The sequence below is a fragment of the Sphaerisporangium sp. NPDC049003 genome, from assembly GCF_043197795.1.
Classification (GTDB): Bacteria; Actinomycetota; Actinomycetes; order Streptosporangiales; family Streptosporangiaceae; genus Sphaerisporangium.
The window spans coordinates 134563-160470 of sequence record NZ_JBICTU010000009.1 but is presented as its reverse complement, the minus strand read 5'-3'; the positions used below and the strand labels follow the sequence as shown (position 1 = coordinate 160470).

Genomic DNA, 25908 nt, shown 5'->3' with positions numbered 1-25908 from the left:
ACGAAAGCTTCGCCACCTGGGCGTTCTCGCCCTGGCTTGCGTGTCGGCCACCGTCACCGCGTGCGGCACCAGCTCCGGCGTCACCGCGGAACCGCCGCCGTCGTCCACAGTGGCGTCGCCCTCCGGCCAAGCCCCCGCCTCACCGTCCGGCGAAGCCTCGTCCGCTCCGTCGGATGAGGGCTCCCCGGCAGCCGAGAGCTCCCCGACGCCGTCCGCTTCCGCGGCACCCTCTCCCTCAGAGCCGCCGGCCTTCACGTCGAAGGTCTCCGAGGTGACGGCCGGCCAGCTCAAGCATTCGTGGCGGCCCGGCTGCCCGGTCTCCCCCGAGAGCCTGCGGAAGGTCACGCTGACGTACTGGGGCTTCGACAAGAAGGCCCACAGCGGGGAGCTGATCGTCAACCGCGGGGTCACCGACGACGTGGTCGCCCAGTTCGAGCAGCTGTACGAGTGGCGGTACCCGATCGCCCGCATGGTGCCGATCGACGTCTACAAGGGCAGCGACTTCGACTCCATCGAGGCCGACAACACCTCGGCGTTCAACTGCCGCAGGACCACGGGCGCCAGCAGCTGGTCCAAGCACTCGTACGGCAGGGCCATCGACCTCAACCCCCGGGAGAACCCCTGGGTCGAGCCCGACGGTTCGGTCGCCCACGACAACGCCAGGCAGTTCGCCAGGCGCCCGCTGCACAAGCCCGGCGTCATCAACGCGGACGACCGCGTGGTCAAACTGTTCGAGAAGCACGACTGGCAGTGGGGCGGCTACTTCAACGGCGCCAAGGACTACCAGCATTTCGCCAAGGGCGGTGGCTGACACCTGCGAGAACACTCACAGGACCGTGATCTTGCTCGACTGTCGGGGTTTCCGCGTTCACCGTAGGGGTGAGTGCATCCGGAAGTTGGTCAGGACGCTTCCGCGTCGCTCTACGCGTTGCTCGGCGATGACGGTGAAGCCGCGGCGTTCGAAGAACGGCCGGGCTGTGAGGCTCGCGTTGACGGTGAGTTCACCTATCCCCTGGGACCGGGCGATTTCCGTCACACGGCCGAGGAGTGCGGTGGCGACTCCAGCGCGTCCGGCTTGGGGGTCGACGAACATCATGTCGATATACCCGGTCGAGTTGATGTCGGTGAAGCCGACCACCGTGCCGTCGACTTCCGCCACCCAGGTTTCCGCTTCCTTCCGGTAGGTCGCCCAGTCGGCCGGGTCGATGTCCGGCGATGCCCAGGCGGCGAGTTGGTCGGGGTCGTAGTCGCGCGACGCCGTGACGCGGATCGCCCGGTAGAAGACGTCCAGGGTGGCTTGGGCGTCGTCGGCCCGATATCGACGGATCACGGGCGCGATTCCGGTCATAGATCTCTCCCAATCTGCGTCATGTAGTTGGAGTCCCAGGCGCCAGACCAGCCCGGACGGCACCCCACATCATCGCGGTATCCTGAGCGGCCATGGACGCCGAGGCTTGGGAAACCGTCGACCGGCTCGTGGCCTGGCTCGACGCCGAAAGCGCGCTGGCACCCGATGTCGAACTGCTCCTGCGGTTCATGAAACTGTCGGAAGAGACGGGCGAGGTCACCGAGGCCGTCATCGGCGTCCTCGGCCAGAACCCTCGCAAGGGCCTCACCCACACCTGGGACGACGTCGACAGCGAGTTGTGCGACGTCATCCTCACCGCCATGGTCGCCCTGAGAACCCGCAACCCCGACGCGGCGAACATCTTCAAGGCGCACATGGCATCGGTGGCGAGCCGCTCACTCACGACCACGAACCGACCGCCGCACTCCCGAGAGAACCCGCCAAGAGCGAGGCCCGTTGTTCGTGCGCAACCGGCCGGAAGTACGGTCCGGGGCGCTGTGAACCCAACGTTCGACTGATCCGGAGCCGGGACGGAGGGCCGCAGGATGTGGCCCCATGGCACATGAAACGCTCCCCCCACCGCCGGAAGCCACGGGACCCGGTCAGCCCACGACGACTTCCTCCGGCAGGCCGCGTGTCGCCGCGCTCGACGTGCTGCGCGGGTTCGCCCTGTGCGGAATCCTGCTGGCCAACGTCAAGCCGATCGCCCACATGGTCGACGCCGCACCGGTCACGCAGCCTGTGGTGGCGGCGACTCGGGACGGCGCCTGGCTGGGGCTGCTCGTCGACCAGCGCTTCTTCCCGATCTTCTCCCTACTGTTCGGCATCGGTTTCTCGCTGCTGCTGGACTCCGCGGGACGCCACGTCCTCCACCCGCGGGTGCTCATGCTGCGCCGGCTCCTGGTGCTGCTACCGCTGGGCCTGGCTCACATGTTCCTGCTGTGGCGGGGCGACATCCTGACCATCTACGCCGTCGTCGGCCTGCTGGTGTTGCTGCCCTCCACCTGGTTGCCGCCCTGGGCCGTCGCGGGGCTCGCCGCCGTCCTCATCGCGACGCCGCTGATCCTCGGCGGCAACGGCGTGCCGCTGGTTCCTGGGCTGTTCCTGCTGGGCTCGGCGCTGACCCGGTACGGCGTGATCGACCGGATCGAGCGCTCCGCCCGCGTCCCGGCCGCGCTGGGCCTGGTCTTCGCGGCGGGGGCGGTGCCCGCCCTGTGGCTGCAGATCGGCGACACGCAACGCGCCTTCAGCACGTGGTTCTCCCTCGCCGGGCTGCTGATCGCGGGCGTGTACGTGTGCGCCCTGCTGCTTCTGCTCAAAACGCCGCTCCGGCCGGCGCTCCAGGCGGTTTTCGTGCCGTTGGGCCGGATGGCGCTGACCAACTACCTGTCCGCGACGATCCTCGTCCTGGTGACCGCCCACGTCATCGGCGGCTCGCCAGAGGGCTGGTCGGCGGCGGCGGTGCCTCTGATCGCCGGATCCATCCTCGTCTCCCAGTGGCTGGTGTCCACCCTCTGGCTGCGCCGCTACCGCCAAGGGCCCCTGGAATGGCTCTGGCGCTGGGCCACCTGGGCCCACCGCCCACCCCTGCGCCGCACCCCCTCTGGAGCCAGGCCAGGAGGATCCCAGCGAAAGCTCAGCGAGGCCCGCTCGATCTGACTTTCGGAGTTGGGGCAGGATAGAGGGATGGCGGCGAAGGACGGCGACGGCTGGGCGCTGTGCGAGCGGGGTCATCAGCACTGGGGGTTGCACGGGGCCTCGGGCCTGCTGGCCGTCCACTTCGACACCGGCGGCACGCCGCACATCCTCATGCAGAAGCGGTCGTGGTGGAGCCATCACGGGGGCACCTGGGGCCTTCCCGGAGGAGCCCTCGACAGCCACGAGGACGCGGTCACGGGCGCACTGCGAGAAGCCCTGGAGGAGGCGGCCCTGAAGGGCGACGGCCTGCGCGTCCTCGGCGTCTACACCGACGACCACGGCGGCTGGTCCTTCCAGACGGTGATCGCGGAGGCGGAGGCCCGCTTCCCCTCCGCTCCGGCGAACGGCGAGAGCACCGAGATGCGGTGGCTGCCCGCCGACGAGATCGGGGGCGAGGACCTGCATCCGGGCTTCGCCGAGACCTGGCCGGAGATCAGGTCCGCCCTGCCGCCGTCCGTGGTCATCCTGGACGCGGCCAACATCGTGGGCGCGCGTGCCGAGCACGGCTGGTGGCGCGACCGTGCGGGGGCGGCGAAACGCCTGCTGGATGACGTCGACGATCTGGCGAGGCACGGCCTGCGCCCTCCGGAGGGGTTTCCCGCACCGGCCAAGTGGTTCCCCCGGATGATCATGATCATTGAGGGAGCCGCAAAGGGGGTCGGCTCCGAGGGCATGGTGAAGGTCATCGACGCGCCCGGCAGCGGCGACGACGCGATCGTGGACACCGTAGGGGAGATCCGGCAGACCAGGCCGTGGGAGCGAGCGCTGATCGTGACCGCCGATCGCGAGCTCCGGCAGCGGGTCCGGGCGCTGGGCGCCGAGGTCGCCGGGCCCGGTTGGCTACTTGGGCAACTGCGACCAAGGGGACGGGTGTAGCGTCAAGACGTCTAACACCCCGCAACACCCGCCCATCAGCGCGTATCTCCCGATATCAAGAAATATCTCTTAAGCCATTTATGAGCGACCGAACCACACTCGACTGGACCGATGAGCCCGACAGTCCGGTCCCCCCGCCGACGTGGGGACGGCGAGCTCCCGAAGCACAGGTTCTCCCCTGGGTCTTCGCGGCCCTGGTGGGCTTCCTGTTCCTCGGCAACCTCCTCCTCTCACCTCACCTGACCGCGCCGGCCCTGCGCGCCTGGTCCACGATCTTCGTGGCGATCTGCGTGCAGGCCGTCCCGTTCCTGGTGTTCGGCGTGGCACTGTCCGCGGCGATCACGGCATTCGTGCCGCCGTCCTTCTGGACCCGCGTGCTGCCGCGCCGGCCGTACGCCGCCGTGCCCGTCGCGGGCGTGGCCGGGCTCGTGCTGCCCGGATGCGAGTGCGCCTCGGTGCCCGTGGCGTCGGGCCTGATGGCGCGCGGGGTGACCCCGGCGGCGGCTCTCGCCTTCCTGCTGGCGTCCCCGGCCATCAACCCGGTAGTCCTGGTGGCGACCGCCGTGGCGTTCCCCGGTCAGCCGCTCATGGTCGCCGGCCGGTTCGCGGCCTCCCTGCTCGTCGCCGTACTGGTCGGCTGGGCCTGGCAGCTGCTCGGCCGTCCCGGCTGGCTGCGCATCCCTTCCCGTACGGCGAGTGAGGGCGAGTCGCGGTGGGCGGCGTTCCTGTCGGCGATGCGGCACGACTTCCTGCACGCGGGCGGGTTCCTGGTCGTGGGCGGCCTGACCGCGGCGACGCTGAACGTGGTGGTCCCCCGGTCCTGGCTCTCGTCCGTGGGCGACGTTCCCTGGCTGTCGGTGCTGGTCCTCGCGGTGCTGGCGGTCATCCTGTCGATCTGCTCCGAGGCGGACGCCTTCGTGGCCGCCTCGCTCACGGCCTTCTCCCCGACCGCCAAGCTGGCCTTCCTGGTGGTCGGGCCGATGGTGGACCTGAAGTTGATCGCGTTGCAGGCGGGGACGTTCGGCCGGGCCTTCGCGCTTCGCTTCGTCCCGCTGACGTTCACGCTGGCCGTTCTGGTGAGTGTTCTGGTGGCGTGGGTGCTTCTGTGAACCGTATGGCCCAGAGCCTGGTGATGACCCTGCTCGGCGGGGCGATCCTGCGCGTCTCCGCCCTGTCCACCATGTACGTGAACTACGTCAAACCCGGCTTCCGGCCGCTGCTCGTCGCGGCCGGTCTGGTGATCTTCGCGCTGGGCGCGCTCGGCCTGGTCCAGGAGTGGCACAAGCCGTACGTCCCGAAGGCGCAGGCCGCCGCCGAGCACGGACCGGCGGGGGAGCACCGGCACGGGCCCCGGGTGGCCTGGCTGCTCTGCCTTCCGGTGATCGCCATCTTCCTCATCGCCCCGCCCGCACTTGGATCCTTCGCCGCCGAGCGGGACGAGACACCCCAGCCGCGACCGTCGGCGCTCGACGCGTACGACGTGCTCGCACGGGACAGGCCGGCGGTCATGCCGCTCGGCGAGTTCATCGGCCGGGCCTGGGGCGACGCGAACCGCTCGCTGCTGGACAGGCAGGTCAAGCTGACCGGCTTCGCGATCCACTCCAAGAAGAGGGGCCAGTGGTACCTCACCCGCATGCAGCTGCGGTGCTGCGCGGCGGACGCGTTCCCCCTGAAGGTGGCCGTGCTCGGGGTCCCCGCGCCGCGTGACGACACGTGGGTCGAGGTGACGGGCGCGTGGGTGCCCACCCCGTACGACCAGCTGCCGAAGGGTACGGTGGCCCCCGAGCTGAGGGCCACCGCCGTCGTCAAGGTCAAGCAGCCCGACGAGCCGTACGAATGACGGGCCGTAGGAAGGACGAGCCGTACGAATAGGGCCGTACGACGGTTACTCGCGCGCGAGCGCCCGCCCGGCACCGCTATCGTTGGTGTCGCACTGGAGGGTTCGCATAGTGGACGAGTGCAGCCGCCTTGAAAGCGGCCAGGTCGGCGACGGCCTCGTGGGTTCGAATCCCACACCCTCCGCCACAGGCCCTCCGGAGTCAGGCGTGGGCGCCTCCGAAGTTGTCGCCCACCGAGGCCGCCAGAAGCAGGTACGACTCCCGCGTGGCCGGCTGCAGGCGGTCGAGGTCGATCTCGGCGCCCTCCTCCAGATGGGGATCGTAGGGCACGCGGATCACGGCGCGGCAGCGGGCGGCGAAGTGTGCCTCCAGCCGGTCGAGATCGACGGTCGACTTCGAGCGCGGCCGTACGCTGCACAGCACCACCGTCGCGGCCTTGACCAGGTCGGCGTAGTGATGCGCCTCCAGCCAGTCGAGGGTCGCCGACGCGGCCCTCGCGCCGTCCACCGAAGGTGAGCTGACCAGCACGAGCTGGTCGGCCAGGCCGAGGACACCCGACATCGCCGAGTGGAGCAGGCCGGTGCCGCAGTCGGTCAGGCAGATCGAGTAGAAGTTCTCCAGCACCTGGGAGACCGACTGGTAGTCGGCGGCGCTGAACGCCTCCGACACCGAGGGGTCGCGGTCGGAGGCCAGGATCTCCAGCCGCGAGGGCGCCTGGGAGGTGAACGCTCTTATATCGACATATCGCTTGATCTGCTGCCGCTCGTTGAGCAGGTCGCGTACGGTCGCGGACGTCTCCAGCTCCACTTTGTCCGACAGCGTCCCGCGGTCGGGGTTGGCGTCGACCGCGATCACCCGGTCACCCCGTACGGAGGCCAGCGTGGCGCCGAGGCCCACGGTCGTGGTCGTCTTGCCCACACCGCCCTTGAGGCTGAGGACGGCCACCCGGTGATGCCCGGTCGCGACCGGGGTACGGGCGCGCGCGACCAGTTCGCGGCGGCGGCGCACCTCGGGGGACTCCCCCGGCTTGATCAGCCCGGCGGACGCCTTGAAGACGAGCTTGCGCCAGCCGCCCGCAGGAGCGTTCCTGCGTCCGCGCAGCAACGACACCGGGTCGAGGCTGTCGGCGGTCTGCCTGACGCCGATCGCCGCCTTGGCGGCCCCTGTCTGGCGTGTGGGCGCGCCGAAGGCCGGCTGGAGGGAGTGCACCGGCTGCGGCGACTGCCTCCGGCGCGCACGGTAGGGCTCACGCTGCTCGTCGGGCGGGTCTTCCTGCGTCGCCGGCTCGGGGGACGGGGCCGCCTGCGCCTTGGCCTCGGTGGCGGGCGCCGGTGGCCGCTTAGCGGGCGGGGGCTTCTCGGGCTCGTACAGCGCGTGCTCCACGCGCGGCACGACGACATCATCGGTGTCGGGGCCTCCCGCTGAGATGAAGGCGTTGAACCGCTCCTGCTCGGGGTCGGCCTCGACGGTCTCCGCCGCCGGGAGCGCGGCCTCCAGCCAGCCGCGCACCGACTGCTCGCCGGTCGTCTCGGGCTCCGGCTCGTACGGCTTGGGTGTGTCGCCCTTGCCGGAGGTGAGGGGCCCCATAGGGGCCCAGCCGGAGCCGGTGGCGCCCGGAGGCTCCTCGGTCAGCGAGCCGAACGTGAAGCTGTCGGTGTCGTCGCTGACGGACTGCTCCGGGGCGGACGGCGCGGAGGCGGAGGCGGCCGGCGAAGCGGACTCGCCGAAGGCACCGCCGGCGGCGGACGCGGACCTCTCCCCGAACGCGCCTGCGCCCGAAGGCGACTGCCGCTCACCGAACGCCCCGCTACCGGACGGCGACGAGGACCGCTCACCGAAAGCCCCACTGCCGGACGGCGACGGGGACCGCTCACCGAAAGCCCCACTGCCGGACGGCGACGGGGACCGCTCACCGAAAGCCCCACTGCCGGACGGCGAAGGCCTTTCGCCGAACGCGCCGCTGCCTGAGGAGGCGGGACGGTCGCCGAAGGCTCCGAAGGCGCCGCTCCCGGAGGACGGGGAGCGCTCACCGAACGCACCCGCCCCTGAGGACGGGGCTCGCTCGCCGAAGGAGCCGCCCGCGGACGAGGAGGTGCCGGAGCGGGAAAGCGGCTCGGACGGCCCTGTGATGGGCGCCGAGAAGGCGCCGGTCTCGCGCCCGCCGCCCGGCGAGGACGGCGGGACGTCCTCCTTCTTGCCCCAGCCGCCGAGACCCTCGGCCGCCGGTGGACGGAGCTCGGTCGTGTCGTTGCCGCGCTCGGCCGCGGTGTCGTCGGGCTGCGTGGTGCCGTGCACCGGGTCGCCTGCGGCGCGGAACAGCGGCGACGACGGCGCCGGGGGCTCCGCGGGAACCATGGCCCAGGGATCTTTGGGATATGGCGAGACCACGGTGTCGTCCGCGGTGACGGTCACCGGGACGGGCGCCTCCTCGTTCTCCTTGATGGCGTCGAGCCAGGCGAGTTGCTCTTCAAGGGAGTGAGGATCCTCACGATCGTGTCTTGCCACCGTGTTCCCCCTCGGGACTGGGCTAAAGGGGCAGCAAATAGATTGAAGATTACCGCCCGCAATCACGACCAACGTGGTCAACCGCCGACTTGGCTACCCGGATAGTTTGGTCGCATGCGCGCGATCGTTGTATCCCAGCCCGGTGGACCCGAGGTGCTGGAGTGGCGGGAGGTTCCAGATCCCCGTCCAGCACGGGGAGAAGTGCTGATCGAAGTGACCGCCGCCGGGGTCAACCGTGCCGACCTGATGCAGCGGCAGGGCCTCTATCCGCCTCCGCCCGGCGCCCCCGATCACCCGGGCCTCGAATGCTCCGGAGTGGTCGCCGAGGTCGGCGAGGACGTCGAGGGCTTCGCTGTGGGGGACGAGGTGTGCGCGCTGCTGGCCGGCGGCGGCTACGCCGAGAAGGTGGCCGTCCCCTGGGAGCAGGTGCTCCCCGCCCCCTCCGGGATCACGCTCGTGGAGGCCGCCGCTCTGCCCGAGGTCGCCTGCACCGTGTGGTCGAACGTCTTCATGACGGCGCGGCTGCGGCGCGGGGAGACGCTCTTGGTCCACGGCGGCGCGAGCGGGATCGGCACCTGCGCCATCCAGCTCGCCAAGGCCTTCGGCTCCCACGTGATCACCACGGCCGGCACGGCGGAGAAGGTCGCGCGCTGCCTCGAACTCGGGGCGGACGAGGCGATCAACTACCGCGAGGAGGACTTCGCCGAGAAGGTCCGCGCCGACGTGGTCCTCGACATCATGGGCGCGAAGTACCTGCGGAAGAACATCTCCGTGCTGAACACCGGCGGGCGGCTCGCGGTCATCGGCCTCCAGGGTGGCACGAAGGGGGAGCTCGACCTCGGCGCGATGCTGGCGAAGCGCGCCTCCATCCACGCCACCGGCCTGCGCAACCGGCCCGTACCGGAGAAAGGCGTCATCGTCCGTGGGGTCGGTGAGAACGTGTGGCCCCTCGTGGAGGCGGGAGCGGTCCGGCCGATCGTCCACGCGGTGGTGCCGATGGCCGAGGCCGCGGAGGCCCACCGGATCCTCGAATCCGGTGACCATATCGGGAAAGTCCTGCTGGCCAGGTGAGCTAGGTTGAATGGCATGAATGCTGAGGAGAGCACCCCGCACATCGTGGTCGTCGGCCCCGATGGCCTGACGGTCGAGGGGGAGAACGGCGAGCACGAGGAGCGTTCGGAGCGCTCGGTCGCCGAGCTGGTGGAGCAGCCCGCGAAGGTCATGCGCATCGGTAGCATGATCCGTCAGCTCCTTGAGGAGGTCCGCGCGGCGCCTCTCGACGAGGCGAGCCGCAAGCGCCTCAAGGACATCCACCAAAGCTCTATCAAGGAGCTGGAGGACGGCCTCGCCCCCGAGCTCGTCGACGAGCTTGAGCGGCTGTCCCTGCCGTTCACCGGCGGCGACGACAGCCCCCCGCCGAGCGACGCCGAGCTCCGCGTGGCCCACGCCCAGCTCGTCGGCTGGCTGGAGGGCCTGTTCCACGGCATCCAGACCACGCTGTTCGCGCAGCAGATGGCCGCCAGGGCCCAGTTGGAGCAGATGCGGCGTGCCCTGCCCGGCGGCATGTCGCAGGAGGAGCAGCCGCCGCACCGCGCTTCCGGCCCCTACCTGTAGCCGCGGCCCCTCCGGTCACCCGTAGAGCTTCTCAAGGATCAGGGCGACCCCGTCGTCGTCGTTGGCCGCCGTCACATGGGTGACGGCGGCGAGCACGTCAGGATGGGCGTTCGCGACGGCGTACGAGGTGCCGGCCCAGCCGAGCATCGGAAGATCGTTCGGCATGTCCCCGAACGCCACCACCTCGCCCGCGTTGATGAGGTGACGCCTGGCGAGCGTGGCGAGCGCGGTGGCCTTCGTCACCCCCCGGGCGCTCATCTCGATCAGCGCTCTGCCGCTGGAGTGGGTGGCCGTCAGCAGATCGCCCACGGCCTCCGTGACGATGAGGTGGAGCAGGTCGGGGTTCATGTTGTGGTGGAAGGCCAGGAGCTTGGCGCAGGGCCGTGAGATCAGCGTGGCGGCGCCCACGCGGAGCCCTGAGGCCTCACGGCTGTCCCAGCCGCCGAGCCGGAACTCGCTCTCATGGGCGAACCCTCCTTCGTACTCCACGGAGAAGCTGAGCTCGGGGAGCCGGTCACGCAGGCGGCGCACCGCCTCCGAGAGCACCTCGGGGTCGATGAGGTGGGACTCGACGATGCGCTCGGTGTGCAGGTCGTACACGAGCGCCCCGTTGGCGCAGATGGCGAGCCCGCGGTGGCGCACCGCCCCGGCGACGATTCCCATCCAGCGGGGCGGCCTGCCGGTGACGAACACGAGGACCGCACCCGCCTGTTCGACGAGCGCGAACGCGGCCGCCGTGCGCGGGGAGACGGTGCCGTCCGACCGCAGGGCGGTGCCGTCCAGGTCGGTGGCGACGAGTCTGGGGCTGACCATAACAACGTCTAGTTTGCCCTGTGCTGGGCCCAGGTCCGGCGTCAGCCCAGAGAGTAAAAGAATCTCGCCAGGAGGGGGAACAAAGGCGCTCTGATGGTGTTAGATGTGGTGGCGTTGTATTAGCTGAACCCGATGTGCAGAACCAGCTTGACTGTCTGAGCGGCCCCGGGAAGCTGTGCGACACAACCCGGGGTTCGCGAGGTGTGAACCCCAAGATCAATTGCAGGGAGAGCTTTAATGGCTCAGGGAACCGTCAAGTGGTTCAACGCCGAGAAGGGCTACGGATTCATCGCACCCGACGGTGAAGCTCCGGATGTCTTCGTGCACTTCTCCGAGATCGTCGGCAACGGCTACCGCAGCCTCGAAGACGGCCAGCGGGTCGAGTTCGAGGTCACGCAGGGGCAGAAGGGCCCGCAGGCGTCGCAGGTCCGCGCCGTCTGACCACTGACACACAGAAGGCGGGGTTCGCGTCAGGCGAACCCCGCCTTCGTGTCGTATAACAAGCCCGCCGTTCTGACAAAGCGGACATTCGTAACAGACAGTGTGAGAGTTAGCCGCTTACCCGCAAGTCGGGATAAGCGGCTTACTCATCACAAAAGCGTCTACTTGACCGGCTCCAGCACGTCCAGTCCGACATATGGGCGCAGTGCCTTGGGCACCACCACAGAGCCGTCGGCCTGCTGGTGGTTCTCCAGGATGGCCACGATCCACCGTGTGGTCGCCAGGGTGCCGTTGAGGGTGGCGACGTGCCTGGGCTTCTCCTCGGCGTCCCTGTAGCGCACAGCGAGCCGCCTGGCCTGGAACTCGGTGCAGTTGGACGTCGAGGTCAGCTCCAGGTAGCGGTTCTGCGTCGGCAGCCAGGCCTCGCAGTCGAACTTCCTGGCGGCGCTCGAACCGAGGTCGCCCGCCGCGGTGTCGATCACCCGGTACGGCAGCTCGACCTTGGCCAGCATCTCCTTCTCCCACTCCAGAAGGCGGGCGTGCTCCTCGCGCGCGTCCTCGGGACGGCAGTAGGAGAACATCTCGACCTTGTCGAACTGGTGGACCCGGATGATGCCCCGCGTGTCCTTGCCGTACGACCCCGCCTCGCGCCGGAAGCACGACGACCACCCGGCATAGCGCATCGGGAGGGACTTCCCGTCGAGGATCTCGTCGGAGTGGTAGGCGGCCATGGGGGCCTCCGAGGTGCCGACGAGATAGAGGTCGTCGGCCTCCAGCCGGTAGACCTCCGAAGCGTGCGACCCGAGGAAGCCCGTGCCCGCCATCGCCTCGGGCTTGAGCAGCACCGGGGTGATCATCGGCGTGAAGCCGGCCTCGATGGCCTGCTGCATCGCCATGTTGAGCAGACCGAGCTGCAACCGGGCGCCCGCGCCGGTCAGGAAGAAGAACCGGGCACCCGACACCTTGGCGCCGCGCTCGGTGTCGATCGCCCCGAGCATCTCGCCGAGCTCCAGGTGGTCGCGGGGGGTGAAGTCGAAGCTCGGCTTCTCCCCGACCTCCTCCAGCACGACGTAGTCGTCCTCGCCGCCGACGGGGGCGCCCTCCTCGATGATGTTGGGCACGGCCATCAGCAGCGCGTCGAGCTCCTTGGCGAGCTTCTCGGCCTCGGCCTCGGCGCCCTTCACGCCGGCCGCGAGCGTCTTGGCACGCGCGAGAAGCGCGGCCCGCTCGTCGCCGGAGGACGTGGACACCGACTTGCCGACGCTCTTCTGCTCCGCGCGCAGCGACTCGTAGCCGCTCAGCGCGCCTCTGCGGCGTTCATCCAGGTCGAGCAGCGTGTCGACGACGGAGTCGTCCTCACCGCGGGCACGCTGCGACGCCCGTAGCCGGTCCGGGTCCTCACGAAGGGTACGCAGGTCAATCACGTGACAAAGGCTACCGATGTCCGACCGGCGCTCGCGCGCCTATTGCGGCCGGATGTGATCTGTTACACCTGTCCCGTACGGATCCTGGTGATCCAGTCGGCCGCCTCGGCGAAGTCGGAGTCGGTCGTACCCCTCTTGAGTTGCGGCGAGAGCCCGTCCGCCCGGGGGTAGCTGCCGAGGAAGCGCACATCGTCGGAGAGCCTGCGCAGGCCGGAAAGCGCCTCGCCGACGCGCTCCTCGACGACATGCCCCTCGGCGTCGAAGTGGAAGAAATAGCGCCCGATGCCGTCGCCGGTCGGACGCGACTCGATGCGGGTCAGGTTGACGCCGCGTACCGAGAACTCGCTCAGCATCTCCAGCAGCGCGCCCGGGTGGTCGTCGCGGAGGAAGGCGACCAGAGAGGTGCGGTCGGCCCCCGTGGGCTCGGGCAGCGCCCCCGGCCGGGAGACGCGGACGAACCTCGTGACGGTGTCGTCGCGGTCGCCCATGCGCGACGCCAGCTCGACCAGCCCGTAGTGCTCGCCCGCGATGGCGGGGCCGATCGCGGCGTCGTACGGGGAGCCGGACATGGAGACCTCAAGCGCGGCGGCGGCCGTCGACGGCGCGGCGACGACCACGGCGTCGGGCAGCTCGCGGGCCAGGAAGTTGCGGCACTGGGTGATCGCGGCGGGATGGGTGTAGACCCGCTTGATGTGAGGCATCGCGGTGCCGGGCCGTACGAGCAGCGAGAACTCCACGGGCAGCAGCAGCTCGGCGGTGATCAGGAGAGGTTCGCCCCAGGCCAGCTCGTCGAGCGTGACGGTGATCGCGCCCTCGACGGAATTCTCCAGGGGGACCACGGCGCCGTCGGCCTCGCCACTCCGCGCGGCTTCCAGCGCCGCCGTGACGTTGGCACAGGGCAGGCGCTCGGAGTCCGGTGCGAGGATCCGCAGGGCCGCTTCACAGAAGGTGCCCTCGGGTCCGAGGTAGGCGAGTTTCGGCATACCAGAGAGGCTACCGGCCGGTGACCACCCCCTACCCGGCATATTTACGCCTTTTACCCGATTTTACGTGGGACGATACGGGGCTCAGCTGACGCGTCATCGGAGCCGCTCGTACGGCCCGTCGTGGCCGGGGCGCCGCTCGTACGACGGGCGAGCAGCCACATGACGCCGATCGCGCCGAGCCCGAAGGCGTCCTGGACGATCCGCCCGGCCACGGGGCTGAGGACGGGAATCTCCGCGGCGCGCAGCGAGACGCCCCACCAAGGAATCGGCAGCACGTAATAGATCCAGGCACCCACCGGCACCCAGAACCAGGCCGGGCCACGGAGCCGGTTCCACAGGCCCACTGTGGGAGCTCCCGCGCTTGTGGCGGCTCCCGCGCTTTCAGGGGGCGGAGCGGCGCGCAGGCGGGATCCGGCGAGCGCGGCGAGGGCCACGACCATCCAGGCGAGGTGGTGGATCCACGCGACCGGCGAGAGCAGCACGGCCAGCAGTCCCGTCAACGCCACCGCGGTCATCCGGTCGCCTTCGAGCAGGGCCCGGCGGGCGTGGCGGAAGCCGTACCACGCGACGACGGCCAGCAGTGCGAGCCAGAGCACCGAAGTGATCCACCCGGGCAGGTAGAGGCGGAGCAGCATCCCACGGATCGACTGGTTGGTCGTGGAGGTGTTGGACCCCACGCGGTCGGAGTCCAGCAGGGCGGAGAACCAGAAGTCGGCGGCGTCGTGCGGGATCACCAGAAAGGGCAGCACCGTCAGCAGCGCCGTGGTGAAGGCGGCCATGAAGAAGGTCTTCCGCTGCTCGGGCACGCCGTCCTTCCCGAACCCGGTGATCAGCAGATATATCAGGAAGACACCGGGTGTGAGCTTGACCGCCGTGGCGAGCCCGATCAGCATGCCGCGCGGCCACCAGGGCCTGCGGGCCACGCAGTCGACCAGGCAGAGCATCACCAGGAGGATGTCGACCTGGCCGAAACGGACCTGATCCCTGATCGGCATCAGATACATGCACGCCACCGTGAGCACGCCGCACAGCACGGCCACCGCCCACACGCGCCGCCTCGGGCGTACGAGATGCTCGGCGCGTGCCAGAAGCTCCCGGAAGCTGTACCAGACCGTCACGGTGAGGCAGGCGAGGACTCCGAGTGTCCACACCCACTGGGCCACCGGCCACGACATCGCGGCGAGCGGAGTGGCCAGCAGCGCGGCGATCGGCGGATAGGTGAACGGCAGCAACTGGGGCGCGGGGGTGATCACGTCGTAGACCGGGAGCCCCAGCAGGACGCTCTCGCCGCCGGTGCGGTAGACGTCCAGGTCGACCAGGCGCTGATCCGCGGGATTGGTCAGCCAGTAACTCACCAGCGGAACCGCGGCCACGCCGATGATCAGCAAGACGAGCGGCCATGTCCACCACCGCCGCCCGGCCACCGCCACCTCACCAGTCCCCACGACGTGGCAGGCTACCGCCTGCCCTCGCGAAACCTGGTCCGCGGTCGAATCCCCGCTTCCGGCCGGTCGTCCACAAGATGATCTTTGAGCTGCGAAGAAGGCCCGGGGTTCTGGCTAAGGTTTCAGGCGAAGTCGTCCTCAGAGGGTGGAAGCGAGGTTCCCGTTGCACACGCGAGACGCCACGACCCACCCCGTCCCGCCCCCTCTCGTGGGTCGCGAACAACCACCCCGCGATCTCTCCCGGGCACAACCCCAGCGCCAAGGAAGCTCTCGACTCCGAAGATGGCCCGACCCCGAGACCCGGCGGGCCGGCGGCCCGGGTCATCAGGGGCTCTTCCAGCCGCGGCGCGGGCGTCGGGGGGGTCCTCGGTTTCCGGCGTGGTCTGAGCGTGCTCCGCGTGCCTGGGGGGTGATGGTGTGCGTCCTTGCGTTGGTGGCTCTATGGGGCGGTGCGGCGCAGGCGGCTTCGCGTGGCGGTGCTCCGGCGAGCGCCCTCGTGGCGCCGTCGCGGCATGTGGTCCTGGTCGGCGTCCCCGGGCTGCGGTGGGCTGATCTCAACGAGACCGGCACGCCGAACCTGTGGGCGCTGGCCGGGAAGGGCGCGTCGGCGTCGATGTCGATCCGCGCCTATCCCCGGCCGAACCATCCGAGCACCTGTCCCGTCGCCGGGTGGCTGACGGTCTCGGCCGGCCAGCGGGCGGGCTCGGAGGCGAGCGAGTGTGCCCTCCCCCCGGCGCCGAAACGGGCCGCAGACGGCTCGGCGACCGTGCCGGGGTGGGCCGAGCTGGCGGCCTTCAACGCCGCCACCTCCTACCGCGCCACGATCGGCCTGCTCGGTCAGGCCGTACGCGACGCCGGGGGCACCGTGGCGGCCGTCGGCCCCGGAGCCGCGCTCGGCGCAGCCGACAAAACCGGGAAGATCTCGAAATATGCCGACAGCGCCGGTGCTCTCGGCGACCTGAGCCGGTACGCGCTGGTGGTGGCCGACGTCGACGACCTCGCCCGAGCCTGGATCACCCAGCCGGGGGCGACCGCGACCGCGACGCCCCCCGACCTGACCCGGCGGGCCCGCGCCCAGGCGGTGGCGGGCGCCGACCGCCGGGTGGGCGAGATCCTGCGGCTGCTGCCCGCCGGAGCCACCACCCTCGTCGCCGGCCTGTCCGACGCGTCCGCCTCCTCACACCTCCACGTCGCCATGGCCGAGGGGCCGTCCCCGGCCGGGGCACCGTACCGCCGTGGCCACCTGACGGCCTCGTCGACCCGCCAGGATGCCCTGGTCACCGTCACCGACCTGACGACCACGGTTCTCGGGCTGCTCGGCGCGCCCGTTCCCGAGGGATCCGTCGGACGCCCCTGGATGTCCGGCGGCGCGGCATCGCCGTCCGTCTCGGACAGCGTCAGGGAGCTGTCCGACGCCGACCTGGCCAGCCAGGTCCTCGTCAAGGTGCGCGCGCCCTTCTACGCGGTCCTCGTCACCGTCCAGTTGCTCTTCTACGGCCTCGCCGCCCTCGCCGTCCGCCGCCGCTGGGGTGGTACACGGGTTCTGGCGGCCACGCGGGTTCTGGCCGTGGCGAGTGGCGCGGTGGCGGTGTCGACGTTCCTGGCGCAGCTCGTTCCCTGGTGGAACCTGTCCCACCCGATGGCCGCCCTGATCCTCACGATCATGGGCTTCGCCGGGCTGCCGGCGGCGCTCGCCTTCGCCGGGCCGTGGCGTGCCCACGTGCTCGGCCCCCTCACCGTGGTGGCGGGCGTGACGTCCCTCGCGCTCATGATCGACGTGATGACCGGGTCGCGCCTCCAGGTGAACGCCGTCACCGGCTACGAGCCGGTCACCGGCGGCAGGTTCTACGGCTTCAGCAACATCGCCTTCGCCGTGTACGCGACGGGCACGATCCTGGCTCTCGCCGGAGTGGCGCAGGTGCTCATGGAGCGCGGGCGACGCGTGACCGCCCTGTCCGTCTGCCTCGCGTACGGCCTGCTCGCGATCTTCGCCGACGGGTGGCCCGCGTGGGGCGCCGACTTCGGCGGCGTGCCCGCGTTCGTCCTCGGCTTCGCGGTGTTCTTCATGATGCTCGCCGGCCGGCGCGTGACGGCGGGCAGGCTCGCGCTCGTCGCCGTCGCCGGGGCGGTCCTCATCAGCGTGATCGCGCTGGCCGACTGGCTGCGTCCGAGCGACCAGCGCACGCATCTGGGGGCGTTCGTCCAGCAGGTGATCGAGGGCGAGGCGCTGCCTGTCATCGGCCGCAAGCTGAGCTCGATGCTCGGCACGCTCGGAAACTGGCAGCTCACCGCGCTCTCGCTGGCTGCGCTGGCGTTCCTCTACCTCGTGCTGGCCCGCCCGTCGCGGTGGGGCGCCTCGGCGCTCAGCCTCGCCTACACGCGTGCCCCGGCGCTGCGGGCCGGGTTGTTCGGCGTGCTCACCACCGCGCTGGTCGGCTTCCTGATAAACGACTCCGGCATCGCGATCCCGGCCATGGCGCTCACGGTCGCGGTGCCGCTGACCCTCGCCGCGTCGATCCGCGCGCTCCAGCGCTCAGGGCCCACCACACCAGGACGACCGTCAGCGCCAGCAGGATCCACGGCACCACCTGACCCCGCACCACCGTGACCAGCCATCGGAGATCGAGAGGCTGGTCGTCCTGGCGTGCCGGAAGGTACGCCAGGGAGAGGACGGCCAGGCGCGCGACCATGAAGCCGTCGAGGGCCGTCGCCGATACCGTCGCCAGCAGCGCGAACGCCAGCCCGTCGTACCAGGGAAGGGCGTACGGCGTGGCGAACAACCAGGCGACGACCACCCCCACGGCCACCCACGCCCCCTCACTTCCACCGGGCGGCACCTCACTCCTCCCACCAGGCGACACCTCGGTGCCGAGACGGAGGAGGGAGGCGGCGATCAGGGCGAGGAGGAGGAGCGATCCGATCTGGATCCAGACGCGATAGGCGCCCGAGCCGAAGAGTGCCTGGAGGCCGCCCTGGACGAGGTGCCAGGGGGTGGCCCACGAGATCGACTTGCTGGCGTGCAGCACCTGGTCGAGCGAGTGCGGACCCGCCAGCAGATAGGCCACCAGCACGGTGAGCGTCGCCGTGCCCGCCACGACCGCGAGCTTCCTCGGCTGCCGCCGCAGCTCCCATGCCGGGCCGAGCGCGACCAGCCCCGCGTTGACCTTGACCGCGATGGCCAGGCCCAGCAGCGGCCCTGTGGCCCACCAGCGCCTGCCTCCCACGGTGACCAGCGCGGCGACCGCGAAGACGACGGCCAGCGTGTCGACGTGCATCCCCGCGACCAGTTGGTAGATCACCAGGGGGTTGACCGTCCACAGCAGCGCCGTGCGAGCCTGCCGCGCCCGGTCGTCCCTCGTGAACCTGTGGAGCAGCAGCGCCGTGGCGACGAAGGCGGCGGCGTTCACGACGGCGAGCACGAAGACGATCAGGCGAACCGAGTCGCCGCCGATCAGGCCCGCCAGAGCCTGCACGGCCGTCGCGACCGGGCCGTACACGCTCGGCTCCTCCTGCCAGGGTCTTTCGACCGCATTCGCCACCGGGTCTCCGCGCAGTGCGATCGCGCCCGTGGCGTAGGGATCGTGGCCGAGGGCCGCCATCCGGCCGTACGCCGCGTAGTTCAGATGGTCGGCCGACCCGGACGGCGGCAGGAAGGCCAGGACCGCGACGGCGAGGCATCCGGCGAGCAGGAGCCTGCGGGGATCGGGTGCCCAGCCGCGCCGCGCGGCGATCAGCCCGGCGCCGAGACCGAGGGCGCCCAGCACGATGGCCACCGCCTCCATGGCGATGACCAGGTGGCCGCCGGGGTGCGCGCCCAGGGAGTAGGGCGGCTGCCACGCGGGCCCGCGCAGCGCGGGGACCACGGCCGACGGGCCGAGTGCCCCGATGGCGATCGTGACGGCGACGCTGAGCGCGATGCCCGCGACGGCGACCACCGCCGGCCCGCCACGCCCCCGCATCACGTCCCGATCCACCGGACGATTCCAGCACACCCCGCGACCCGCTCGCGCCACCTCACCGGCGCAGCGCTCAGCCCGCTCCAGCCCCATCGATGGCGCGCGACCTTTCAGGCGGTTTCAACGCTTCACTTGGACGTGAGGTGGTCGGTCAGCGGGGGGTGTTCGTGGGGCGCTTCAGGGTGGTGAGGACGTGTTCGCGGGTGGCCAGGGCGAGGGCTACGTCGCGGAACTGGCGGGCGCGGTGGAGCTGCGCGTGCCAGTCGGTGCCGGTGGCGCGATGCGCCATGTCGACCTCGACCTCGACGACCCGGAATCCCTTGCGGACCAGGTCGATCGTCAGGCCGGTCTCGACGCCGAACCCGTGGGCCAGCGGACGCGCCGCCTCGAACGCCGCCCTGGTCAGGCAGCGTTGCCCGTTGAGCGGCTGGCCGGCCGCGAAGCCGGAGGCCCGCTTGATGCCCTCGCGCGCCAGCCGTACGACGAAGCCGTGGCCGCCCAGCTTGACGCGGGTGCTGAACGCGGCGATGGTCATGTCGGCCGAACCCGCGCGGACCGGCGCGATCAGCCGCGCGGCCTCACCCGCGGTGTCGCCCAGATCGGCGTCGAGGAAGAGCAGGTGACGGGCCTGCTCGTCGTCGAACAGGCGCACGGCTTCCGCGCCGCTCTCCATCGCCGCGGCCTTGCCACGGTTGCGGCTGTGGCGCACGACGCGCGCGCCGGCGGCCTTGGCCACCCGCCCCGTGTCGTCGAACGAGCCGTCGTCGACCACCACGACCAGGTCGACCCCGGGGATGGCCAGGGCGGCGGTCACGGTGGCGCCGATGCGGTCGGCCTCGTCCTTGGCCGAGATGATCACCGCTGTGTCCGGCTTCGCGGATGGGTCGCTCATCGCTCCTCGTCCGATTGGCTGCCGTTGACGACCGGTCGACGCTAGCCCGGATGCTCCGCCGTGAGCAACTCCGCAGGGATGGTGTCGTGCACGGTGAACACCGAGTCGAGACCGGTCACCTGGAGGATCTTACGGACGGCCGGACGCGGCGAGGCCACCTCCAGCCTGCCGCCGCGTTCTCGCATGCGCTTGAGTGCGGACAGCAGCACGTTCATGCCCGTGGAGTCGCAGAACTCCACCCCGGACATGTCTATGACGACCCTGTTGGGCCCGGTCTCCAGCAGGCGGGTGAACTCCGCCTGAAGACGAGGCGCGGTATATAGGTCGATTTCGCCGACGACCGTCAAGATGGCGTGATCGGCATGTGATCGAGTCGAGACCTTGAGCTCCACAGCGGGCACACTAGCGCCGTACCGCCCTCGGGTCACGCTCTACCGCGATAACCGAAGAGTCGTCCGCCCTTAGTTCCCCGTTTCCGCCCCACGAAAACGCTGAGTACGCAAAGCTTAACGCTATGCGACACCGGCTCGGCCGGAAGGGGGGGAGGCCCGAAACCTCCACGTCCGGTCATCACTTCGACAAGGAGGGGCGGGCGTGGAACGCGACGGGCCCGACAGCGCGAATGAACAGTGAGATCCCTGAGGATCCCCAGCGACAATGCATGCGCGAGCGACTGGAAGCCATCCTCGCCCGCACCGACAGGGCCCGCGCCTGGGGGGACGCGGCCCTGCCATTCCAGTCCCTGATCAACAGAGATGGTTACGTTCCGATCAAGACACGCCTGCATGTCGACGATCTGGACATGCTCGTGGGCGCGCGCGCGGAGTTGCTGTGCTTCTCCGAGCTCGGCCTGCGCCTGCTCGACCTGCACCAGCCCCGTGACGCAGGCGGCATCACGAGCGACGCCGCTCACCCGATCCTGCGCTGCAGGAGCTGCATGTGGCGCTGGCCGTGCCCGACGTTCCGGGCGATGTCGGAGGCGCTCGACGCGCTCCCCTTGTACGAGCGTGCGAGTCCGGCCTCCGAGTACGCCTCGGCCGAGTACGCCGCCTCCGGATACGCCTCGGCCGAGTACACCTCCGCTGAGTTCGCCTCGGCCGAGTACGCCTCCGCGCCGGGCGACGACTGTCGCGAGACCTACCAGGGCACGGGCGACTACTCCGGACCGAGCAGCCCCCTCGACACGAACACCTCGTTCCGCCTGAACGGGGCACTCGGCGCCAAGGGGTCCATCGACATCTCCGGCTACAGGTTCACCGGCGGCCCCGCCGAAGGCCCCCTGACGGGTCTCCAGAACGGCACGTCAGGCCGCCGGACCGCAGACCGGAAGCATGATCTCGAAACGGCAGCCCGCGCCTTCGTTGACGACGGCGATGGCCCCTTCATGCGCTTCGACGATTCCGCGCGCGATGGCCAGGCCGAGTCCCGCTCCCCGATCGGGGCCAGGGGTCCGCGCGGCCTCGCCCCTAAAGGCCACTTCGAAGACCCGTGGTAGGTCGTCCTCGGGGATGCCCCCGCAGCAGTCCGCCACCGAGAGGCGCACGGTGCCCATGTCGGCGACCGCGCGTACGACCACGGTGCCGTCCTCCGGGGTGTGCCTGATCGCGTTGACCACGAGGTTGCGCAGGGCACGCCCCAGCTCGGCGGCGTCGGCGTACACCGGGAGCACCGGCTCGGCCTCGCCCTCAAGGCGCACTCCCCTGGCCCTGGCCAGGGCCTCCACCCCCGCGAGCGCGTCGGCCACGAGGTCGCCGAGCCCGATGCGCCGCGGGGAGAGCCGTAGCGCGCCCGCGTGGATGCGCGAGAGTTCGAAGAGGTCGTCGACCATGTGGGACAGCCGGTCGACCTCCACCCTGATCTGGTTGTGGTAGCGGCGCACGGTCGCGGCGTCGTCCACGACCCCGTCCTCCAGCGCCTCCACCATGGCGCGCATGCCCGCCAGCGGAGTACGGAGGTCGTGGCTCACCCACGCGACCAGCTCGCGCCGTGCGCCCTCCAGGGCCCTCTCACGCTCCCGCCCCGCGCGCAGCCGCTCGTACGCCTGGTCCAGGGCCCTGGAGATGGTCTCCAGCTCCGCCGGGAGCCGGCCGGGCGGCGGGATGAAGTCACGCGACGGCGAGACGGCCTCCACGGCGGCCACGAGCCTCCTGCTGGCCGCGACCACCTGCCGGGCCACCACCATGGCGACCCCGAGCCCGACCAGCCCGGCGACGGCGACGACGGTGAGGACGACGTTCTTGGGATGCCCGTCGATGATCATCTCGATGGTGATCGCCACCACCCCGGCGAGCGTGGCCGTGACGGTGACCACCGCGACCACGGCGAGCATGATGCCGATCGAACGTCCACGCAGCAGCCACAGGCCCGCTAGGCCGGCCCCGCCGACCAGTAGCCCCAGGCCGGCGGTGACGGCGACGATCTGGAGGATCACGGGCCCTCCACAGTGACCGGAGCCGTGAGGGCCATCACGGCCGTTCGCCGCCCGTGTCGTCCTCGACCGGCTCGTACCGGTACCCGACTCCCCACACCGTGACGATGCGTCGGGGCGCGGTCGGGTCAGGCTCGATCTTCTCCCGGAGCCTGCGGACATGGACGGTCACCGTGGAGGTGTCGCCGAACGACCATCCCCACACCTGGCTGAGCAGCGCGGCCCGGCTGAACGCCTGACGCGGGTTGCGCATGAGGTACGCCAGCAGGTCGAACTCGCGGGCCGTGAGGGTGATCTCGTGCTCGCCCAGCCGTACCTCATGGGCCCCCACGTCCACCAGCAGCTCTCCGTCGCGCAGCACGCCCGTACCCGACGTGACCAGCGCACCGCGCGCCCGCCGCAGGACCGACTGCACGCGCAGGGCCAGCTCACGGGGGCTGAACGGCTTGGTGACGTAGTCGTCGGCGCCCGTTTCGAGGCCCACGACCCGGTCGATCTCCTCGCCGAGGGCGGTCAGCATGATCACTGGGACCGGCCAGCGCTCCCTGAGCCTCTTGCAGACCTGGAGGCCGTCCATGCCGGGGAGCATCAGATCGAGGACGAGCAGGTCGGGCGGGTTGGCGAGGGCCCTGCGCAGCGCCTCGGCGCCGTCGCCGACGCTCTCGACGATGTGCCCGTCGCGTTCGAGGTACTTGACGACCACCTCGGCCACGGTCGGGTCGTCGTCCACCACGAGGATCCGAGGTCGGGGCGTCACGCTCATCACCCCACGGTAGGGCTGATCCGGCCGCCCACACGACTCGCGTCACTACTTCGTAAGACGGATGCCGGCTCGTGAGACCGATACCGGCTCGTAGAGCCGGCTGCCGGGCCCAGAGGTCACGATCTCGACCAGAGATCGTCGTGCGCTCGCGGCCGGGCCCCGTGCGACGTACCTTCTGGATATGGCCCGCATCGTTCTTTCAATCCTCGGCGTCGTGCTCGCACTCTACGTGGTGTTCGGGCTCGTGCTCCCGCTCGTCCTGGGGATCTTCAAGCTCCTGCTCGTCATCGCCGTCGTCGCCCTTGTGGCCGTCGCCGCCGTCACCGTCGTCGGAAAGCTGTCGAACAAGTAGGATGACCGGCTTCCCCACCACCATCGCGCTGCTCGCGCAGCTCCTCGCCTGGCCGACCAGCCCGGCGACGCTGACGACGGCCGGGCTCGTGGGGGTCACCCTTCTGCTTTTCGCCTGGGCTCTCGGGCGGCTGGCGTCGGCGCCCGCGGTCGCTGTGGCCTCGGGTCACCGTCCGCGGGCCGCGCACACCGTCTTCGTACGGATGCTCCACCCGGCCGCCGCCGGTCGCCCACGCCCCAGAGCGCCATCCTCAGGCCCCGCGCCCGTCTAGCGTCCCGGTAGTCGTGCCGCTCACGGGCGCTTTCGTCATGTTCATCCACATAGACGAAGGGGCTTGTCCCGCCATGTTCGACACCGTCATCGACTCCGCCTACCGGCTCATCAACGGCCTTGGATCCCTCACGGGCGCGGCCTTCGCGATCGTCCTGTTCACCCTGGCCGTGCGCCTGCTCCTCCTGCCGCTCAGCGTGCGGCAGGCGAAGGCCCAGAAGGCGCGCCTGCGCCTCGCGCCGCAGGTCGAGGCGCTGAGGAAGCGCTTCGCCCGCGACCCGGAGCGGCTCATGCGGGAGACCTCCAAGCTGTACGCCGCCGGGGGGACGTCGATGTTCGCGGGAATCATGCCCGGTCTCGCCCAGGCGCCGTTCCTCATGATCACCTACCGGGTGTTCGTCTCGGCGACCATCGCCGGGCACCCCAACCTCCTGCTGGCCCAGAGCGCCCTCGGCGTTCCGCTCGGCGAGCACTTCGCCGCCGTGCTCGCGGGAAGCGGCCTGGGGGGCGGAGCGGGCGATCCTGTATCCCAAGCCGGCCTGATACGACGCCCTCATGCAGATTGGGGTACTTGTGCGCCACTAACGTTGAATGTTGGAACGACGTGGTTTCAATCGGGAGGGTCGAACGATGAACGGTGCCGACAGCGAGGTCGGGCGGCTGGAGACGGTCATGCTCCACCGGCCGGGTGCCGAGCTCAAGCGGCTGACCCCCCGTAACAGCGACAAGCTGCTCTTCGACGGCATCCCATGGGTCGGCAGGGCCCAGGAGGAGCACGACGCGTTCGCCCAGTCGCTCCGCGACCACGGGGTCGAGGTTCTCTACCTCACCGAGCTGCTCCAGGACACGCTGGAGTACGACTCCGCACGCCAGGAGATCATCCCTGCCGTGCTGGAGGAGCGGCAGCTCGGCGACAGGCTCGCGCAGCTGACGCGGGACCACCTGGAGGAGCTCGACCCCGAGGACCTCACCCAGACGCTGATCGCCGGGCTCGCCCGCGAGGAGCTGAAGACCGGCCGTGGCCTGGTGTACGGCCTGATGGACCGGCACGACTTCGTCGTCGACCCCCTGCCGAACCTGCTGTTCACCAGGGACTCCAGCGTGTGGATCGGCGACCGGGTGGCCGTGACCAGCCTCGCCATGCCGGCCCGTACGCGAGAGAGTCTCCTGACCCGACTGATCTACACCTACCACCCGAGGTTCGCCGGGGTGGACCACCTGTACGAACCCTGGCTCGAACACGTCGAGGGCGGTGACGTGCTGCTGATGGCTCCGGGGGTCATCGCGGTGGGCACCGGTGAGCGTACGACGCCGGCGGGGGTGGAGCGCCTCTGCCGGCGCGTCTTCGCGGCCGGGCTGGCGCACACCGTGCTGGCGGTGCCGATCGCCCAGCAGCGGGCCACCATGCACCTCGACACGATCTGCACGATGGTCGACGTGGACACCGTGGTCATGTATCCGCCGGTGGCCTACTCACTCCAGGCCTACACCGTGACCTCGATGGAGAACGGCGAGCTGCGCGTGTTCGAGCCCCGCCCTTTCCTGGAGGCGGCGGCCCAGGCCATGGGCATCGAGCGGGTCAAGGTCATCGACACCGGGCTCGACCCCGTCACCGCCGAACGCGAGCAGTGGGACGACGGAAACAACACGCTCGCGCTCGCCCCGCGGGTCGCGGTGGCCTACGAGCGCAACGTGGAGACGAACGCGCGCCTGGAGGCCTCGGGGGTGAAGGTCATCCGTATTGCGGGCAGCGAACTAGGAAGCGGCCGGGGCGGCCCGCGCTGTATGTCCTGCCCTATCAGCAGGGAACGTCTAACCACACTCGCGTAGGGCGCCCATTTCGGGTGTTCTGACTTGCGAATTAAGGACAGCGACCGGGGCATGGAGGACCGCCCACACCGTGGTCACGTCACCGTCATGGCGTACGCCCCAGCGCACGGCGAGGAACTCGACGATTCCGAGCCCCCGCCCGCCGAGCGAGGAGAGGGTCGGCCGTCCCGCGCGGGGCTCCGTGGCCGCTCCTCCGTCGCTCACCGTGACCTCGAGATGTTCGTCCGCCCAGTCCCAGGTGGCCATGATCTGGCCCGATGGCAGCGGGTGGGCATGACGCAACGCATTGCTCAGCAGTTCGCTCACCACAAGAACGGCGTCTTCCACCGCGGCGGCGAACACTCCCCATGCCTCAAGATCGGCGCTGAGACGCTGGCGTGCGACGGCGACGCTGGTCGGCGCATACGGCAACAGCACGACGCCCTCACT

25 protein-coding genes and 1 tRNA gene are annotated in these 25908 nt (G+C 70.4%); 14 read left to right on the top strand and 12 right to left on the bottom strand.

Annotated features, from left to right (window positions below):
- Positions 1-271 precede the first annotated feature (271 nt).
- Positions 272-811 carry a M15 family metallopeptidase gene (locus ACGFIV_RS12490; RefSeq protein WP_392834387.1) on the top strand — a complete coding sequence of 180 codons (540 nt, stop codon included), beginning with the start codon at positions 272-274 and terminating at the stop codon, positions 809-811.
- A gap of 57 nt (positions 812-868) precedes the next feature.
- Here ACGFIV_RS12490 and ACGFIV_RS12485 read toward each other — a convergent pair whose 3' ends face one another.
- Entirely contained in the window at positions 869-1348 is a 480-nt protein-coding gene (locus tag ACGFIV_RS12485) for a GNAT family N-acetyltransferase (protein ID WP_358550985.1), read from the bottom strand.
- 92 nt (positions 1349-1440) lie between these two features.
- Here ACGFIV_RS12485 and ACGFIV_RS12480 point away from each other — a divergent pair, with 92 nt between their 5' ends.
- From ACGFIV_RS12480 to ACGFIV_RS12455, 6 genes are all read left to right on the top strand, one after another.
- A complete protein-coding gene (locus tag ACGFIV_RS12480; protein ID WP_392834383.1) occupies positions 1441-1866 on the top strand; it encodes a MazG-like family protein in 426 nt (141 codons plus the stop codon).
- Positions 1867-1903: 37 nt separating this feature from the next.
- Positions 1904-3007: a DUF418 domain-containing protein gene (locus ACGFIV_RS12475; protein ID WP_392834380.1), complete on the top strand. Its 1104-nt coding sequence runs from the start codon at positions 1904-1906 to the stop codon at positions 3005-3007.
- A gap of 27 nt (positions 3008-3034) precedes the next feature.
- The gene (locus tag ACGFIV_RS12470; protein WP_358550975.1) at positions 3035-3922 is read left to right on the top strand and encodes an NUDIX hydrolase; all 888 of its coding nucleotides are present in this window, start codon (positions 3035-3037) and stop codon (positions 3920-3922) included.
- 80 nt (positions 3923-4002) lie between these two features.
- On the top strand, positions 4003-5031 hold the full coding sequence (locus ACGFIV_RS12465) for a permease (RefSeq protein ID WP_392834376.1): 1029 nt from the start codon (positions 4003-4005) through the stop codon (positions 5029-5031).
- 5 nt (positions 5032-5036) lie between these two features.
- Positions 5037-5762 (top strand): TIGR03943 family putative permease subunit, encoded by a 726-nt coding sequence (locus ACGFIV_RS12460; RefSeq protein WP_392834482.1) that lies wholly within the window; start codon positions 5037-5039, stop codon positions 5760-5762.
- A 95-nt stretch (positions 5763-5857) separates the two neighbouring features.
- Positions 5858-5947 (top strand) — tRNA-Ser (locus ACGFIV_RS12455).
- A gap of 14 nt (positions 5948-5961) precedes the next feature.
- Here the strand turns inward: ACGFIV_RS12455 and ACGFIV_RS12450 are convergent.
- Positions 5962-8265, bottom strand: coding sequence for an AAA family ATPase (locus tag ACGFIV_RS12450; protein ID WP_392834373.1), 2304 nt, complete (start codon positions 8263-8265; stop codon positions 5962-5964).
- A 114-nt stretch (positions 8266-8379) separates the two neighbouring features.
- On the opposite strand from ACGFIV_RS12450, the gene ACGFIV_RS12445 reads away from it, so the two are divergent.
- On the top strand, positions 8380-9336 hold the full coding sequence (locus ACGFIV_RS12445) for an NAD(P)H-quinone oxidoreductase (RefSeq protein ID WP_358552718.1): 957 nt from the start codon (positions 8380-8382) through the stop codon (positions 9334-9336).
- 15 nt (positions 9337-9351) lie between these two features.
- A complete protein-coding gene (locus tag ACGFIV_RS12440; protein ID WP_358552720.1) occupies positions 9352-9879 on the top strand; it encodes a bacterial proteasome activator family protein in 528 nt (175 codons plus the stop codon).
- A 15-nt stretch (positions 9880-9894) separates the two neighbouring features.
- Here the strand turns inward: ACGFIV_RS12440 and ACGFIV_RS12435 are convergent, their stop codons facing one another.
- A complete protein-coding gene (locus ACGFIV_RS12435; RefSeq protein ID WP_358552722.1) occupies positions 9895-10692 on the bottom strand; it encodes an HAD-IIB family hydrolase in 798 nt (265 codons plus the stop codon).
- Positions 10693-10929: 237 nt separating this feature from the next.
- Here ACGFIV_RS12435 and ACGFIV_RS12430 point away from each other — a divergent pair, with 237 nt between their 5' ends.
- Complete coding sequence (locus ACGFIV_RS12430) at positions 10930-11133, top strand: cold-shock protein (protein ID WP_262840623.1); 204 nt, start codon at positions 10930-10932, stop codon at positions 11131-11133.
- A 161-nt stretch (positions 11134-11294) separates the two neighbouring features.
- On the opposite strand, the gene serS is transcribed toward ACGFIV_RS12430, so the two are convergent.
- The 8 genes from serS to ACGFIV_RS12390 form a co-directional block, all read right to left on the bottom strand.
- Positions 11295-12557: a serine--tRNA ligase gene (gene serS / locus ACGFIV_RS12425; protein WP_358552724.1), complete on the bottom strand. Its 1263-nt coding sequence runs from the start codon at positions 12555-12557 to the stop codon at positions 11295-11297.
- Between the two features lie 62 nt (positions 12558-12619).
- Positions 12620-13540 carry a prephenate dehydratase gene (gene pheA / locus ACGFIV_RS12420; RefSeq protein ID WP_358552726.1) on the bottom strand — a complete coding sequence of 307 codons (921 nt, stop codon included), beginning with the start codon at positions 13538-13540 and terminating at the stop codon, positions 12620-12622.
- Between the two features lie 53 nt (positions 13541-13593).
- Positions 13594-14988 (bottom strand): glycosyltransferase 87 family protein, encoded by a 1395-nt coding sequence (locus ACGFIV_RS12415; RefSeq protein WP_392834365.1) that lies wholly within the window; start codon positions 14986-14988, stop codon positions 13594-13596.
- Positions 14989-17468: 2480 nt separating this feature from the next.
- Positions 17469-18962, bottom strand: coding sequence for a polyprenol phosphomannose-dependent alpha 1,6 mannosyltransferase MptB (gene mptB / locus ACGFIV_RS12410; protein WP_358552730.1), 1494 nt, complete (start codon positions 18960-18962; stop codon positions 17469-17471).
- Positions 18963-19095: 133 nt separating this feature from the next.
- A complete protein-coding gene (locus tag ACGFIV_RS12405) occupies positions 19096-19836 on the bottom strand; it encodes a glycosyltransferase (protein WP_358552732.1) in 741 nt (246 codons plus the stop codon).
- A gap of 41 nt (positions 19837-19877) precedes the next feature.
- On the bottom strand, positions 19878-20228 hold the full coding sequence (locus ACGFIV_RS12400) for an STAS domain-containing protein (RefSeq protein ID WP_358552734.1): 351 nt from the start codon (positions 20226-20228) through the stop codon (positions 19878-19880).
- Between the two features lie 911 nt (positions 20229-21139).
- Positions 21140-22267 carry a HAMP domain-containing sensor histidine kinase gene (locus ACGFIV_RS12395; RefSeq protein ID WP_358552736.1) on the bottom strand — a complete coding sequence of 376 codons (1128 nt, stop codon included), beginning with the start codon at positions 22265-22267 and terminating at the stop codon, positions 21140-21142.
- Positions 22268-22301: 34 nt separating this feature from the next.
- Positions 22302-23027, bottom strand: coding sequence for a response regulator transcription factor (locus tag ACGFIV_RS12390; protein WP_358552738.1), 726 nt, complete (start codon positions 23025-23027; stop codon positions 22302-22304).
- Between the two features lie 181 nt (positions 23028-23208).
- On the opposite strand from ACGFIV_RS12390, the gene ACGFIV_RS12385 reads away from it, so the two are divergent.
- The 4 genes from ACGFIV_RS12385 (at position 23209) to ACGFIV_RS12370 (ending at position 25479) form a co-directional block, all read left to right on the top strand.
- On the top strand, positions 23209-23379 hold the full coding sequence (locus ACGFIV_RS12385; protein WP_358552740.1) for a hypothetical protein: 171 nt from the start codon (positions 23209-23211) through the stop codon (positions 23377-23379).
- A gap of 1 nt (position 23380) precedes the next feature.
- On the top strand, positions 23381-23650 hold the full coding sequence (locus ACGFIV_RS12380; protein ID WP_358552742.1) for a DUF6412 domain-containing protein: 270 nt from the start codon (positions 23381-23383) through the stop codon (positions 23648-23650).
- Positions 23651-23723: 73 nt separating this feature from the next.
- Positions 23724-24368 (top strand): YidC/Oxa1 family membrane protein insertase, encoded by a 645-nt coding sequence (locus tag ACGFIV_RS12375; protein ID WP_392834357.1) that lies wholly within the window; start codon positions 23724-23726, stop codon positions 24366-24368.
- Positions 24280-25479 carry an arginine deiminase gene (locus tag ACGFIV_RS12370; protein WP_358552746.1) on the top strand — a complete coding sequence of 400 codons (1200 nt, stop codon included), beginning with the start codon at positions 24280-24282 and terminating at the stop codon, positions 25477-25479. The genes ACGFIV_RS12375 and ACGFIV_RS12370 overlap by 89 nt, the downstream gene beginning before the upstream one ends.
- On the opposite strand, the gene ACGFIV_RS12365 is transcribed toward ACGFIV_RS12370, so the two are convergent.
- Positions 25462-25896, bottom strand: a complete 435-nt coding sequence (locus ACGFIV_RS12365) for an ATP-binding protein (protein WP_358552748.1) — start codon at positions 25894-25896, stop codon at positions 25462-25464. The two genes, ACGFIV_RS12370 and ACGFIV_RS12365, sit on opposite strands and share 18 nt — an antisense overlap.
- Positions 25897-25908 lie beyond the last annotated feature (12 nt).